The organism is Streptomyces sp. DSM 41931 (assembly GCF_050271085.1).
GTDB classification, from domain to species: domain Bacteria; phylum Actinomycetota; class Actinomycetes; order Streptomycetales; family Streptomycetaceae; genus Streptomyces; species Streptomyces albogriseolus.
Genome location: NZ_CP189902.1, coordinates 1,842,537 through 1,855,921, shown reverse-complemented (window position 1 = coordinate 1,855,921; position 13,385 = coordinate 1,842,537). Strand labels below are relative to the sequence as shown.

Here is a 13,385-nt window from a genome sequence, read left to right as displayed (position 1 = left end):
GGGCGCCGGTGTTCCCCCGGATCACCCCAGCCCGCCGACCGACCCCCCGCCCTCAAGTGTGCCCCTGAGGTCGGCCCGCGCACCCTTCTCGGCACGCACCGACAGCAGCCGGTCCTTCGCCTTCCCCTCGACCCCGCCGGTCGCCTCCACGGACTCCACGCCGTCGCTGCCGGCCGCGAGCAGGTGCCAGGCGCCGTCGGCTGACTTCCACAACACCCCGGCCAGCACGTCCGGTTGCCGCTCCCCGCAGGCCGGCACGTCCTCGGCGCGCGCCGCCACCGCCCCGTACCGCGCGCCCGGCGAGTGGAACTGCGCCAGCACCCGCGCCCCGGTACCCCGCCAGGTCTCGCCGCGCGTGCACAGCCACTCGGCCCGTCCGTCGCCGCCGGGCAGCGGCTGCTCCGCGTACGCCCAGGCGTTGACGCTGCGGACGCCCGCCGACCGCATCACCGCCAGCGAGCACGCGTACGGCTCCCAGGCGCGCAGCGCCTTCGCGCCGGACACGTCCTTCGCCTCACCCGGTCGGCCGGTGGTCAGCCGGGCCGGGACCAGCTCGCCCAGGTCGGTGAGCAGCCGGGCGCCGGCGCCGTCGGTCAGCTCCAGCGCGTTCCACGCCGTGCACGGCTCCCGTCCCTGCCCCGAGACGAACGGCCCGGTCACCCCGTCCTCCAGGGGCAGATCCTTCGCGCCCGCGGCCGGCTCCCGCAGGTCCCGCTCGCCCGCCTCGCGCACCCACGGGGCGACCAGGAAGCGGACGTTGCCGTCCGAGCGGCTCAGCACCACCGCGCTCGCCCCGGCCCGCCCGGCCCCGTCCACCCGCGCCAGGTCCAGGGCCGCGCCCCGGGCGCCCTCCCGCGGCTCGGCGTACCGGGCCAGACGCCAGCCGTCGTACAGGATCACCACGCGCGCGGCGTCCACCGTGCCCGCGTACAGCAGCTGGGGCGGTCCGGCGGGCCCGCCGGCGGGGGTGCCCGGGGTGGCCGACGCCGTGACGCCCTCGCCCGGCCGGGCCCACACGGCGAGCGCGCGGCGCAGCAGCGCGCGGTCGCCGGTGAGCGTGCCGCGCGCCGGCCACACCGAGAAGTCCGTGCGCGCCGACGTCCTCCACGCCGAGGCCGGCACCCGCGTCAGCCGCGCCGGGTCCAGCGCGGCCTGCGCGGCGGGGTTGCGCGCGTACGGGGGAGCGGCCGGGCCGTCGGCGCCCCAGCCGTCCCCGGGCATCGACAGCAGCGCCCCGCACACCGCCAGCGCCGCCGCCCCGACCAGCCAGGCCTTCAGATGCCGGCGGCGGCGCAGCAGGTCCGTCGGCCGGGCCTGCAGCGAACAGGGGTCGAACTCGGGGGACCCGAGCAGCCGGTACGGGTCGGGGATGCCGTCGGCCTCCGCCAGCGCGGCGTCCGGATCCGTGACGCCCGCGTCGTCCAGCACCCGGCGCACGTCGGCGTCCGGCAGCCGCTCCAGACCGCGCAGCGCGTGCGCGGCACGGGCCGGCCCGGACAGCGCCGACAGCCGCTGGTCCAAGGCCAGTTCGTCGGCGCCGCCCGGCCGCGGGAACACCTTCAGGCCCCACACCTGCGGCAGCAGCGGCGGCAGCTGGGACCGCTTCGGCAGGCCCCGGCGGCGCAGCGGCAGGCCCGCCTCCAGCGCCGACCGCACCACGTGCAGCCGCACCAGCGCGTAACCGGGATCGCCGTCCCGGCCGGCGCTCTGGGCGGGGATCAGCGGCGCGTCGGACCGGCCCCGGGGCAGCGCCCGCTGGACCAGGGCGTGCGCGGTGAGCACCCGCCGGGTGCGGCCCATGCGGGACGGCAGCACCAGATAGGCGAGCCGCACGAGCCGCGGATAATGCTCGACGAGCGCGGCCTCGGCCTGTTCGACGTCCACGGCCGGACCGGCCGGGGAGGAGGGCGCGGGGGACTGGGCGGCGGCATCCTGTGACTGCACGTTCAGCAGAACGAGCGAATCCGCCGATGGTCACCTGGCCCCGCGCCCCTTCCGGCCACCTGCCGCGCGGATCCGGCGCGGCGATTGAGCGCCGGGCGCGCCGCAGCCGTATCGAATGCCGAGGGCCCCGTGCGGGGGCTCCGTGCGGCATGTCGCCGCCCCACGATGTCGCCGTCAGGACCGGAGGAACACATGAGGGTGACCCGACCGAAGCTCGCGCTGACCTGCGCGGTGGCGGCCCTGGCGCTGGCGGGCTGCGGGTCCGGCGGCCACGGGGGGCACGAGGTGCCGCCCACCGCCACCGGCAGCCTGGAGAAGCTGGCCGCCGAGGCGAAGTGCGACCCCGACATGCAGACCGACGCCGACACCATCCGGCAGGCGCTGTGCGAGAAGGGCGGCGAGAAGTACGTCCTCGCCACCTTCGCCACCGACCGCGGCCAGCGCGAGTGGCTCAACACGGCCAAGGACTACGGCGGTTACTACCTCGTCGGCCGCAAGTGGGTCGCCGTCGGCGAGGAGGGGACGGTCGAGGCGCTGCGGAGCACGCTCGGCGGCGACCTGGAGGAGGGCTCCGAGCACATGAACCCCGGCGGCAGCCACAACAAGGGCGGCCACCACGGCTGAGCCGCTCACGCGCCCGGCGCAGCAGACAGAAGGCCGGCGGTGGGATCTCCCACCGCCGGCCTTCTCCCTTGGCGTTACCGCCTACTGGCAGTCGCGGCCGCTGTTGATGCACTCGACCATCTCGTTCATCAGGTCCTCGTCGAAGAAGTTGATGAAGTCGTTGTGGTCGGTGATCGGCTTGTGCAGCTGCTCCGGGAAGGTGTCCACCGCGTACGGGTTCACCAACTGCCCGTTGTCGATCTGCGGGGCCGGGATGTTGTCGTACACCAGGCGGACCTGGAGCTGGGGGATGGCCTGGAAGCCGTTCGGGCAGGCGCCGTCCCCGCCGACGAAGGCGACGTGCGTGCGGTGGTTGGCGCTGTCGGTGTTCTGGCCGTCCCAGCAGCTCTGGAAGCTGGTCGTACGGACCACGCCGCTGCCCTCCGGGCAGATCGGGTACTTGTCCGTCACCTGGCGGTCCTCGAAGCCGGTGCAGCTCCAGGCCGTGTTGGCGTTGTTCAGGCCGTTGGTGAAGGCCTTCGCGTCACCGGTGATGATGCGCAGCGCCCTCGGCATCGCGACGACGTCGCTCGTGCGGTTGCCGACGAACTTCAGCTCCGCCGCGGTGGGCGCGACGATCTTGCCGACGTTGCCGTCCTGGCCGCCGCCCGGCTGGCCCTGGTCGATGTCCTGCGTACCGTCCTGGATCCGGAGCACGGGCCAGAAGTACGACGACCGGTCGCCCTGGTTCTGGCAGCTCGTGTCGCCGTTCGCCAGGTCCTCGTCGCTCGCGAAGGCGTTGTTGGCCTGGTTGCCGACGTAGTCGTGCTGGTGCTGGGCGCCGTTGCTGACGCCGGGCGCCACGATCACGTTGTCCGAGTTGCGCAGCGCGTTCTCGTTGGTGCCGCACACGGTGGTGAAGCTGCCGGTCGAGCCGGTGTCGCCGTTGGCGGGGAGGCCGTTGGGCAGGTTGCGGGTGCCCGGCTGGACGTCCTCGATGCGGATGAAGTCGTCCGCCACCGGACCGTTCCCGGCCTGACCGCCGTTGTCCTGGCCGCCGTCGTTCTGGCCGCCGTCGTTCTGGCCTCCGCCGTCCTGGCCGCCGTCACCGTCGGCGGGCTGCTCGGCGGGCACGCCCTGGCAGCGGGCGAACCGGTTGAGGTCGCGCTCCTGGCCGCCGGCCCGCTTGATGTTGATGTTGATGCGGTCCAGGGTGGCCACGCGCTTGTCCTTCAGCGGACCGAGGATGGCGTTGTCGACGTAGTTCGCGTCGCCCGCCTGCGCCTGGCGCGTCTCGGCGAGACGCGTGTACGCGTCCGTGATCTGGCGGTCGAGCCGCGCCAGTTCACGCGCGACGCCCCAGCGCGCCTTGCGGGGCACCTTGGTCAGCTTCTGGCCCACGTCCGGACAGTTGATCGTGGCGACCCGGACCTGCCCCGACTTGGTGGCGTTGTGCCCCCCGTTCTCCTCGTGCGCCGAGGCGTAGAAGTTGGCCCAGACCAGACCGCCCCCACCGATCGCCAGGGCCGCCGCCCCGGCTATCACCTTCGTGGCCAGCGGTGTACGGCGTTTTCTTGTGTTGCGTCCCATGGAACTCCTCTGACTTCCTTGCGGGGCATCCCTGTGCGGGGCATCGAGGCGCCCGTGAGGGGAAGCGGCGCCCATGAGTACGCGGCCCGCCCCACGGGTGTTCACCCGTCACAGGAATCGGTGCGAAGTCAGTGCGGTTCCGTAGGTTTCAACAGCCCTGTGAATACCGGGAGTTGTGGGTGCTCCACCCGGCGTGAAGCCCGGCGTCCGGTTTCACCGGCCGTGGTCGAGATACGCGAGAACCGCCAGCACGCGACGGTTGTCGTCGTCCGACACCTCCAGGCCCAGTTTCGCGAAGATGTTCGCGGTGTGCTTGGCGACGGCCCGTTCCGTCACCACCAGCCGCGCCGCGATCGCCGCGTTGGTCCGCCCCTGCGCCATCAGCTCCAGCACCTCCAGCTCCCGGGGCGTCAGCCGCTCCAGCGGCCGGTCCTCGGCCGACCGCCGCGCCAGCAGCTGCTGGATCACCTGCGGGTCCATGGCCGTGCCGCCCGCCGCCACCCGCCGCACCGCGTCCACGAACTGCTCCGCGTCGAACACCCGGTCCTTCAGCAGATAGCCCACCCCGCCCCTGCCGTCGGCCAGCAGCTCGCGTGCGTACAGCTGTTCCACGTGCTGGGAAAGCACCAGCACCGGCAGTCCGGGCCGCCCGCGCCGGGCCTCCAGCGCGCACTGCAGCCCCTCGTCGGTCTGCGTCGGCGGCAGCCGCACGTCGACCACGGCGACGTCCGGATGCTCCTCGGCCAGCGCCCGGGTCAGCTCGGGGCCGGACGCCACCGCCGCCGCGCGATCTCGAAGCCGTGCGCCTCGAGCAGCCGGACCAGTCCGTCCCGCAGCAGGAAGAGGTCTTCGGCTAGGACAACGCGCACGGGAGCTCCACGGTGACCAGGGTGGGGCCGCCCGCGGGGCTGCTGACGGCCAGGACGCCGTCGAATGTACCGAGCCTGCGCTCCACCCCGGCCAGACCCGAACCGGCCCCGGCCACCGCACCGCCCCGCCCGTTGTCCGTGACGGTGATCCGCAGCCGGCCCTCCGCGTGGTGCACGTCCACCCAGATCCGGTCCGCGCCGGAGTGCTTCACCGCGTTGGTGAGCACCTCGCTCACCGCGAAGTACGCGGCCGACTCCACCGGCGCGTCGGCCCGCCCGGGCAGCGACACGTTCACCTCCGTGGTCACCGGCAGCCGCAGCGCCAGCGCCCGCACCGCGTCGCCGAGCCCCCGTTCGGCCAGCACGGGCGGATGGATGCCCCGCACCAGCTCCCGCAGCTCGGTCAGCGCCTCCGCCGAGGACTGCCGGGCCCGCGCCAGCAGTTCCCGGGCCTGCGCCGGGTCCTTCTCGACCAGCGCCTCGATCGTCCCCAGATCGAGCCCCACGGCGACCAGCCGCGCCTGCGCCCCGTCGTGCAGGTCCCGCTCGATGCGCCGCAGTTCGGCGGCGGAGGAGTCCACCGCGTCCCGCCGGGTCTCGGTCAGCACCCGCACCCGCTCGGCCAGCTCGCTCCCGCCCGGGGCCAGCACGGCCCGGGCGAGCAGGAAGTGTGCGCGCAGCACCCGTACGGCGGTGACGTGCCCGGCCGCGAGCAGCGCCAGGGCGAGCGCCCCGGCGCCCAGCGCGGTCGCCTGCCCGGACACCGGCACGAACCCGTACCACCACGGGTCCGGCAGCACCCGCCACAGCCCGGCCGCCACCGCCAGCCCTTCCAGCGGGTAGAGGAGCAGGGCGGCCGTCAGCAGCGCGGTGACGAAGCCGGCCGTCATGTCGACGAGCAGCCACAGCAGGTCCCGCCAGGTCGCCGGATCGCCCAGCATGCCGAACGTCCGCCCCCACGGGTTCGCGTCCTTCGGCAGCGGCCGGTACGCGCGCGGGATCCGCACCCCGCCCCACTCCGCCGCCAGCACCCGCCGCAGATCCGCGAACGCCCGCACCCCCTTCAGCACGTACGGGGTGGTGACGATGCCGACGCCGACCGGGATCAGGCCGATCGACACCACGGCCGTCACGAAGCACACCACCGCCCCCGGCAGCGACACCAGCGCCAGCGCGAGTCCCCGTGCCGCCGCGAGCGGGAAGCCCCGCGCCGCGCCCGCCCTGCCGTGTCCGTCCGTCCCGGTCGTCATGGGCCCAGTCTGGCCGTCACCGGCGGTCCGCACACGGGGCCCGGCCCCCGCCCTCGGGGTGGTGCCACCTACACCCCGGAGGCTGCGGCCAGCACCTTCGCCTCGACCTCCGGGTCCAGTCCCTTGGCCGTGCGGTCCGGCCGTTGCGGGGCCGTGCCGCCGATCTCCCGCAGCCACGCCCAGGTGTCGGCGACGGTCTCCGCGACCGGGCGGCAGCGCAGTCCGGCGGCGACCGCCCGGGAGACGTCCGCCGCGTGCAGGGTGTCGTGCAGGTCGCTGTGCGGCGGCACCCACACCGGGAGCTGGGTCCACGGCTCCACCCCGGCGTCGAGGATCACCTCGGGCGCCGTCCACCGCAGCTCGGCCGGACCCCCGGTCACCCGCACACACGCCTCCAGCAGCTCGCCCATGGTGGCGTGCCCCGACGGCGACGTGAGGTTGTACGGCCCGCTCAGCCCCCGCTCCGCCGCGTCGAGGATCCATTCCGCCTGGTCGCGCACGTCGACGTACTGCAAGGGCAGGTCCCGCGGGCCGGGGGCGAGCACCGGACCGCCGCGCGCCGCACGGTTCAGCCACCAGGGCAGCCGGCCCACGTTCTCGTACGGCCCGAGCAGCAGCCCGGACCGCACCAGCAGCGAGCGGTCCGCGCCGAAGGCGTCCACGGCGGCCAGCTCCCCGCCCCGCTTGTCCCGCGCGTAGTCCGTCGGCCCGGCGTCCGGGGAGGCGCCCTCCACCACCGGCGCGTCCTCGTCGTACCCGGCGGGCGGCGCCCAGGTGTACACCGAGCGGCTCGACACGTACACGTACCGTCCGGCGCGGTCCCGCAGCAGCCGTGCCGTGTCCCGCACCGCGCGCGGGGCGGACGACCAGGTGTCGACGACGACGTCCCACGTCGCCGGGTCCTCGTCGAGCGCCGCCAGGCCGTCCACCGCGGTGCGGTCGCCCAGCAGCTCCCGGACGCCGTCCGGCGCCGTGTGCCGTCCCCGGTGGAAGACGGTCACCTCCCAGCCCCGTCCGAGGGCCGCCTCGACGACCGCCCGGCCCGCGAACTCCGTACCACCCAGCACCAGAAGTCTCATACCGGCGACTGTGCCCCGCCGGGCGGCGCGGGGGAAGGGCGATCTGCTGTCGGCAGACCGCGCGAGGGGCGCCCGCCGTCCGGCGGGCGCCCCTCGGGGTCGTGCGGCGCGGATCAGACCTGGCCGGCCTTCTCCAGCGCGGTGCAGCAGGTGTCGACCAGCAGACGGGTCACCACGTACGGGTCGACGTTGGCGTTGGGGCGGCGGTCCTCGATGTAGCCCTTGCCGTCCTTCTCGACCTGCCACGGGATGCGGACCGAGGCGCCGCGGTCGGAGACGCCGTAGGAGTACTCGTTCCACGGGGCGGTCTCGTGCAGGCCGGTGAGGCGGTCGTCGATGCCGGCGCCGTAGTTCTTGACGTGGTCGAGGGGCTTGGAGCCCTCGCCCAGCGACTCGGCGGCGGTGATGATCGCGTCGTAGGACTCGCGCATCGCCTTGGTGGAGAAGTTGGTGTGCGCGCCGGCGCCGTTCCAGTCGCCCTTGACCGGCTTGGGGTCGAGGGTGGCGGCGATCCCGAAGTCCTCGGCGGTGCGGTAGAGCAGCCAGCGGGCCACCCACAGCTGGTCGGCGACCTCCAGCGGGGCCAGCGGGCCGACCTGGAACTCCCACTGGCCGGGCATGACCTCGGCGTTGATGCCGGAGATGCCCAGACCCGCCGTCAGGCAGTTGTCCAGGTGGGCCTCGACGACGTCACGGCCGAAGATCTCGTCGGAGCCGACACCGCAGTAGTAGCCGCCCTGCGGGGCCGGGAAGCCGCCCTTGGGGAAGCCCAGCGGGTAGGCGTCCTTGAAGAAGGTGTACTCCTGCTCGATGCCGAAGATCGGCTCCTGCGCCGCGAACTTCTCGGCGACCTCGGCCAGCGCGGCGCGGGTGTTGGACTCGTGCGGCGTCATGTCCGTGTTGAGGACCTCGCACAGCACCAGGACGTCGTCGCCGCCGCGGATCGGGTCCGGGCAGATGAAGACCGGCTTGAGCACGCAGTCGGAGGCGTGGCCCTTGGCCTGGTTGGTGGAGGACCCGTCGAAGCCCCAGATCGGCAGCTCGGCGCCCTTCGCGTCGTCGCCCAGGATCTTCGTCTTGGACCGCAGCTTGGCGGTCGGCTCGGTGCCGTCGATCCAGATGTACTCGGCCTTGAAGCTCACGGTCCACATCCTTCGGGGGTGGGTCTGGGCGCTTGGTGCGGATGCTGCGGCGCTGCGGCACTGGGGCGCCGCCGTCGATGCCCCGCAGCTTGTCAACAGGCGATTTCCCGTCCGTTGCCCATGTGTGAACCCCGTGTTACCGGGCGCCTGTGTGCCCGGCCTCACTCCGTGAGGGCGCGGGGGAGGGGGCCGGGTGTATGCGATGGGAGGTGAAGGCGTGCCGACGTGAAGGCGTGACGACGCGCAGGGGCCCGCCGCTCCTCACCGGAGCGGCGGGCCCCTGCGGGCGTGCCGGGCCTCACCTCGCGTGCGTGGACTCACCCGTGCCCGGACCCCGCCCGTGCGGGAACCTCACCCTGTGGACCTCACCCCACCTTCTCGATCAGGGCCCGGCGGATCAGGAACTTGCCGGGCTCGCGGACCTGTTCGAAGGCGGCGTTGTTGAGCAGCACGCAGCTGCCGGACACCGAGGTGACCTCCACCGTCGTGGACTTGTCGTTGTCCAGGTTGGTGACCTTGAGCCGGGTGCCGGCCGGGAACTGGTTGCTGGACGCGGCCGGGGCGCCGGCCTCGCCGGACAGGGTGACCGTGGAGCCGTTGCACACCTGCTCACCGGCCGCGGCGCCGCCGCCCGCCTGCCCGTCCTGCCCCGCCTGGCCGTCCTGCCCCGCCTGCCCGTCCTGCCCCGCCTGGCCGCCCGCGGCGGGCTGCGACGGGGCGGGCTGCTCCGGCTGCGCCGGCTGGGAGCCCTGAGCCGACTCCCCCACCGTGCACCCGGACGCCTCCTGCTGCACCTTGATCTGCGCGATGACGGCCTCGCGGTTGGCGATCCGCGCCTCGGACTGGGCGTCCGGGTTGGCCCGCTGGCCCGCGATGAACCGCTCGTTGTTGCCGAGCGCGGTGGCCAGCCCCTGGCACACCGTCGAGTCCGCCGCCGACTTGGTGGTGGCCGCCGGCGGGCTGGCGTTGGACGTGGTCGCCATGACGAAGGCGCCGCCGCCCGCCACCGTGGCCGCGCTCAGCAACAGCGCGAGCTTCTTCTTCGGGCCGAGAGTTCTCCTGCGCGACATGCGCGCCTCCAAGGGGTCGGGGAGCGTACGCCGCTATGTACGAGATACCGAACGCAGTTGCTCAGCGGCCGGCCCAAGTCGCCGAAGTGGCCTGCGTCACAGGGGGGTTCGGGCCGCGCCGTCAGCGAGACAGGGGGGACAGGAGTCAGCGGGACAGCGCGTCCCGTACCGCGTCCTCCGTGCGGGCCACGACCGCCGTCCCGTCGTCCGCCGTGATGATCGGCCGCTGGATCAGCTTCGGGTGCGCGGCCAGCGCCCCGATCCAGCGGTCCCGCGCCCCGGCGTCCCGCGGCCACTCCTTGAGCCCCAGCTCCTTGGCCGCCGCCTCCTGGGTCCGGGTGATGTCCCACGGCTCCAGCCCGAGCCGCTCCAGCACCTCCCGGATCTCGGCCTCGGTGGGCACGTCCTCCAGATAGCGGCGGACGGTGTACCGCGCCCCCTCCGCGTCGAGCAGGCTGATCGCGCTGCGGCACTTGGAACAGGCGGGGTTGATCCAGATCTCCATGCCGCACACGGTACGCCGCACCCCTGCTTGTTCGAATTAATGGGCCACCCGCGTGTCCCTCGCGCACCACCCGTCCCGGAGCGTCAAAACCCAACTCCACCTGCGCATTTGATGGCTGAAGCATGCCTGCCCATTGTCAGTGGCGGCCCGTAGAATGGAAGCAGTGTTCGAGGGAATCGCCGAGGTCGCCGTGGACCCCGGACGACGGCCCCGACCGCGACAGGAGGATGCCCGTGCCCGCTGCCGCACTCAAGCCGAAGCCCCTGCCCGTCCAGTCCACCGCGAAGCGACCCGTCCTGCTCGAACTGCCCTGCGCCCCGGTGGAGAAGCGCCCGCTGCCGCCGGGCCGCCCGCGCGAGTGGTACATCACCCACAACCGCCGCCTGAAGGCGATGCGCCTCGCCATCGCCCTGCTCGACTCCGGCGTGTACCACCCGGGCCAGGCGCGCGACGACACGATCCGCGACGCCGCCGAACTGATCGGCGTCCACCCGCCGTCGGACACCACGTGCCACATGGTGCGGGCGTTCATGCGCTACAACCGCTGAGCCCACGGCCGGTGCCGGGCTCCTCCCGCGCGGGGGCGCCCGGCACCGTCGTGTCCGCTCCCGCCGCGGGCTGAGGCAGTATGGGCGGCGGCGGGGGTGCCGACCGCCCCGAAGTCGTCCGGTCCGCGCGGCACTTGCCCGCGCCCGGTGGAGGAGAGAGGCAGGACGGTTGACCGTGGAGAGCAGTGGCCCGGTTCCGTGGATCACGCCGTCCGGCCGGTACGCACGCGTCCTCGGCCGTGCGGTCGACATCGCGCTCGCCCTGGCGGTCCTGGTGGCGGCGTACCAGTACGCCGGCGCATACGACCTGCTCCTGGGCGCCCTGATGGCCCTGGCCCTGCTGGCCCGCAGGAAGCGTCCCGTCACCGTGATGGCGGTCGTCATGGCGCTGGCCCTCGTGCAGTTCCTCCTGCACGACCCGTCCGCCGACCCTCCGCCCGCCCACGCGCCCGCCGCGTACGACGTGGCCGTGCTGTTCGCCATGATGTCGGTCGTCCACCACTCCCGGATCCCCTGGATGCCGTACGCGGCGGGCGGCGCGGTGCTGCTGGCGACGGGGGCCGCCTCGGCCGGAGCGCCGTTCCTGGGCGTCGAGGGATTCGGCAGCGAGTCCCTCCTGGTCTTCTGGGGCCTGGCGCTGACGGTCTGGCTCACCGCCTTCGCCCTGCACACCCGCCGTCTCTACGCCGAGAGCCAGGCCGCCCGTGCCCGGCACGCCGAGCGGGAGCAGGAGCAGCGGGTCCGGCTCGCCGCGGCCCGCGAACGCGCCGAGATCGCCCGCGAGCTGCACGACGTGGTGGCGCACAGCCTGGCCGTGATGATCCTCCAGGCCGACGGCGCCGGGGCCGTGCTGCGCACGTCGCCGGACCTGGCGGAGTCCGCGCTGAAGACCATCGCCGCGACCGGCCGGGACGCCATCGACGACATGCACCGCGTCGTGCGGGTGCTGCGCGAGGGACAGCCGGGGTCCGCGGGCGCGGGGGAGGACCGGCGGCTGGTCACCCTCGACGAGATCGAGGTCGTCGCGGACCGCGCGCGGAGCGCCGGGCTGACCGTGGACCTGTCCGTCGACGTGGGCGAGGGACGGCTGTCGCCGGCGGAGGAGATGACGGCCTTCCGCATCGTCCAGGAGTGCCTCACCAACACCCTCCGGCACGCCGGGTCCGGGGCGGGCGTCGGCATCCGCGTCCGCGAGGAGGACGGCACCCTGCTGATCGACGTGACCGACGACGGGGCCGGCGCCCTCGCGGGCCGGGCCGTCGCCGGGGCGTCCGGGGGCAACGGGCTGGTGGGCATGCGCGAGCGGGTGGAACTCGCCGGGGGCGCCTTCGAGGCCGGCCCCCGGCTCGGCAGCGGATGGCAGGTACGTGCCTCGATCCCGGTGAGGACGAAGACGCCGGTGACGACGAAGACTCCGGCGGCGACGAAGGCCCCGGTGACGACGAAGACTTCGGTGAGGACGGAGCGATGACGGGGACCGACAGGCCGATCCGGGTGGCCGTGGTGGACGACCAGCCGCTCATCCGGGCCGGCTTCTCCATGGTGCTGGCCGGCCAGGACGACATCGAGGTCGTCGGCGAGGCGGAGAACGGACAGCAGGCCCTCGACCTGCTCGACGAGGTCGACGCGGACGTCGTCATCATGGACGTCCGCATGCCGGTCATGGACGGCATCCGGGCCACCGAGCGGCTGATGCGCCGCGACGACCCGCCCGGCGTGCTGGTCCTCACCACCTTCGACGACGACGAGGACGCCTTCGCCGCCCTGCGCGCCGGGGCCGGGGGCTTTCTGCTGAAGAACGCCCCCGCCGACGAGGTCGTCCACGCCATCCGCGTCCTGGCCGCGGGCGAGTCCGTGGTCGCCCCGCGCATCACCCGGCTGCTCCTCGACCGCGTCTCGGACCGGCTCGCCCCGGCGAACGGGCAGTCGGAGCGGCTGGACCTGCTCACCGGCCGCGAACGGGACGTGCTCGGCCTGGTCGCCCGGGGCCTGTCCAACGCCGAGATCGCCGCCGAACTGTACGTCGCGGAGGCCACGGTGAAGACGCACCTGGGCAACCTCATGGCCAAGCTGCATCTGCGGGACCGCGCCCAGGCCGTCGTCTTCGCCTACGAGTCCGGGCTGGTGCGCCCCTCCTCCTGAGCCGCATCCCCCTGAGGGGGCAGAGGCGCGTCCGCCCTCTGCCCCCTCAGGCGCAGAGCGCGCCCCGCCCGGCGTATCGGATCACCCGCCTCCGATCTCGGATCCGTGGCCGATCCGCCTCAAGGCCCCCGGATCCAGACTTCTCAGTGCCGCAGGACGCGGCCGAGAAGACACGGGAGGACCCCATGGCCACCATCACCAGCACGCCCACGGCCGGACCGAACCGCACGCGCAACCGCCTGATCCTCGGCGCCGTCGCCGGCGCGGTCGTCACCGCCCTGGCCGCCGGGGGCGCGTACTGGTGGCAGGACCGCGACGAGCTGAGCCAGGCGTCCGCCGAGGACTGCCGGCTGGCGCAGCGGATCGTCACCGAGGCCGCGGGGATCGCCGCGGGCCCGGTTCCGGAGGCGGAGAAGTGGTGGAAGGAGACCGGCGACGAGCGCCGCGCCACGATGGAGGACGGCTACCTCGGGGCGAAGATCTCCCGCTACGAGGGCTGGGCGCTGGAGACCGCGAAGAAGTCCGCGGAGACGCCGTCCGCGAAGGACGTGAAGAGCGTTCAGGAGGAGGCGCGGGGCCACTGCGTGGACTCCGGCGTCACCCTCACCCTGCCGCCGCTCGGCTCCTGACCGGACCGGGGGAC

General features: G+C 74.0%; 12 protein-coding genes and 1 pseudogene. 5 read left to right on the top strand and 8 right to left on the bottom strand.

All coding sequences use genetic code 11. The annotated features are described in order from the left end of the window. Positions 1-21: 21 nt before the first annotated feature. Positions 22-1,944, bottom strand: coding sequence for a hypothetical protein (locus tag ACP7TJ_RS08760; protein ID WP_387789330.1), 1,923 nt, complete (start codon positions 1,942-1,944; stop codon positions 22-24). Positions 1,945-2,136: 192 nt separating this feature from the next. Between ACP7TJ_RS08760 and ACP7TJ_RS08755 the strand changes: the two genes are divergently transcribed. Continuing rightward, positions 2,137-2,568: a hypothetical protein gene (locus tag ACP7TJ_RS08755; RefSeq protein WP_189910261.1), complete on the top strand. Its 432-nt coding sequence runs from the start codon at positions 2,137-2,139 to the stop codon at positions 2,566-2,568. A gap of 81 nt (positions 2,569-2,649) precedes the next feature. On the opposite strand, the gene ACP7TJ_RS08750 is transcribed toward ACP7TJ_RS08755, so the two are convergent. From ACP7TJ_RS08750 to ACP7TJ_RS08720, 7 genes and pseudogenes are all read right to left on the bottom strand, one after another. Then, a complete protein-coding gene (locus ACP7TJ_RS08750; RefSeq protein ID WP_380875539.1) occupies positions 2,650-4,137 on the bottom strand; it encodes a DUF1996 domain-containing protein in 1,488 nt (495 codons plus the stop codon). 213 nt (positions 4,138-4,350) lie between these two features. Beyond that, positions 4,351-5,006 (bottom strand): annotated as a pseudogene (locus ACP7TJ_RS08745) (response regulator transcription factor). Then, positions 4,991-6,256: a sensor histidine kinase gene (locus tag ACP7TJ_RS08740; protein WP_093767904.1), complete on the bottom strand. Its 1,266-nt coding sequence runs from the start codon at positions 6,254-6,256 to the stop codon at positions 4,991-4,993. The pseudogene ACP7TJ_RS08745 and the gene ACP7TJ_RS08740 overlap by 16 nt, the downstream one beginning before the upstream one ends. A 68-nt stretch (positions 6,257-6,324) precedes the next feature. Next, positions 6,325-7,335 (bottom strand): NAD-dependent epimerase/dehydratase family protein, encoded by a 1,011-nt coding sequence (locus ACP7TJ_RS08735; protein ID WP_320584776.1) that lies wholly within the window; start codon positions 7,333-7,335, stop codon positions 6,325-6,327. Between the two features lie 113 nt (positions 7,336-7,448). Beyond that, positions 7,449-8,477 (bottom strand): glutamine synthetase, encoded by a 1,029-nt coding sequence (gene glnII, locus ACP7TJ_RS08730; protein WP_093767906.1) that lies wholly within the window; start codon positions 8,475-8,477, stop codon positions 7,449-7,451. A 365-nt stretch (positions 8,478-8,842) separates the two neighbouring features. Then, entirely contained in the window at positions 8,843-9,547 is a 705-nt protein-coding gene (locus ACP7TJ_RS08725) for a hypothetical protein (RefSeq protein ID WP_386003067.1), read from the bottom strand. A gap of 145 nt (positions 9,548-9,692) precedes the next feature. Further along, the gene (locus ACP7TJ_RS08720; RefSeq protein WP_093768020.1) at positions 9,693-10,052 is read right to left on the bottom strand and encodes an ArsC/Spx/MgsR family protein; all 360 of its coding nucleotides are present in this window, start codon (positions 10,050-10,052) and stop codon (positions 9,693-9,695) included. Between the two features lie 233 nt (positions 10,053-10,285). On the opposite strand from ACP7TJ_RS08720, the gene ACP7TJ_RS08715 reads away from it, so the two are divergent. From ACP7TJ_RS08715 to ACP7TJ_RS08700, 4 genes are all read left to right on the top strand, one after another. Continuing rightward, positions 10,286-10,600 (top strand): hypothetical protein, encoded by a 315-nt coding sequence (locus tag ACP7TJ_RS08715; protein WP_093767908.1) that lies wholly within the window; start codon positions 10,286-10,288, stop codon positions 10,598-10,600. A gap of 175 nt (positions 10,601-10,775) precedes the next feature. Then, positions 10,776-12,071: a sensor histidine kinase gene (locus tag ACP7TJ_RS08710; protein ID WP_427762691.1), complete on the top strand. Its 1,296-nt coding sequence runs from the start codon at positions 10,776-10,778 to the stop codon at positions 12,069-12,071. Then, positions 12,068-12,742 carry a response regulator gene (locus ACP7TJ_RS08705; RefSeq protein WP_167742870.1) on the top strand — a complete coding sequence of 225 codons (675 nt, stop codon included), beginning with the start codon at positions 12,068-12,070 and terminating at the stop codon, positions 12,740-12,742. Before ACP7TJ_RS08710 ends, ACP7TJ_RS08705 begins: the two co-directional genes overlap by 4 nt. Before the next feature lie 185 nt (positions 12,743-12,927). Then, positions 12,928-13,371, top strand: coding sequence for a hypothetical protein (locus ACP7TJ_RS08700; protein WP_427762689.1), 444 nt, complete (start codon positions 12,928-12,930; stop codon positions 13,369-13,371). Positions 13,372-13,385 lie beyond the last annotated feature (14 nt).

Coding starts and splice junctions, on each gene's coding strand:
- ACP7TJ_RS08705 (WP_167742870.1), top strand. CDS start 12,068: ATGACGGGGACCGACAGGCCGATCCGGGTGGCCGTGGTGGACGACCAG.
- ACP7TJ_RS08720 (WP_093768020.1), bottom strand. CDS start 10,052: ATGGAGATCTGGATCAACCCCGCCTGTTCCAAGTGCCGCAGCGCGATC.
- ACP7TJ_RS08700 (WP_427762689.1), top strand. CDS start 12,928: ATGGCCACCATCACCAGCACGCCCACGGCCGGACCGAACCGCACGCGC.
- ACP7TJ_RS08735 (WP_320584776.1), bottom strand. CDS start 7,335: ATGAGACTTCTGGTGCTGGGTGGTACGGAGTTCGCGGGCCGGGCGGTC.
- ACP7TJ_RS08740 (WP_093767904.1), bottom strand. CDS start 6,256: ATGACGACCGGGACGGACGGACACGGCAGGGCGGGCGCGGCGCGGGGC.
- ACP7TJ_RS08755 (WP_189910261.1), top strand. CDS start 2,137: ATGAGGGTGACCCGACCGAAGCTCGCGCTGACCTGCGCGGTGGCGGCC.
- ACP7TJ_RS08750 (WP_380875539.1), bottom strand. CDS start 4,137: ATGGGACGCAACACAAGAAAACGCCGTACACCGCTGGCCACGAAGGTG.
- ACP7TJ_RS08725 (WP_386003067.1), bottom strand. CDS start 9,547: ATGTCGCGCAGGAGAACTCTCGGCCCGAAGAAGAAGCTCGCGCTGTTG.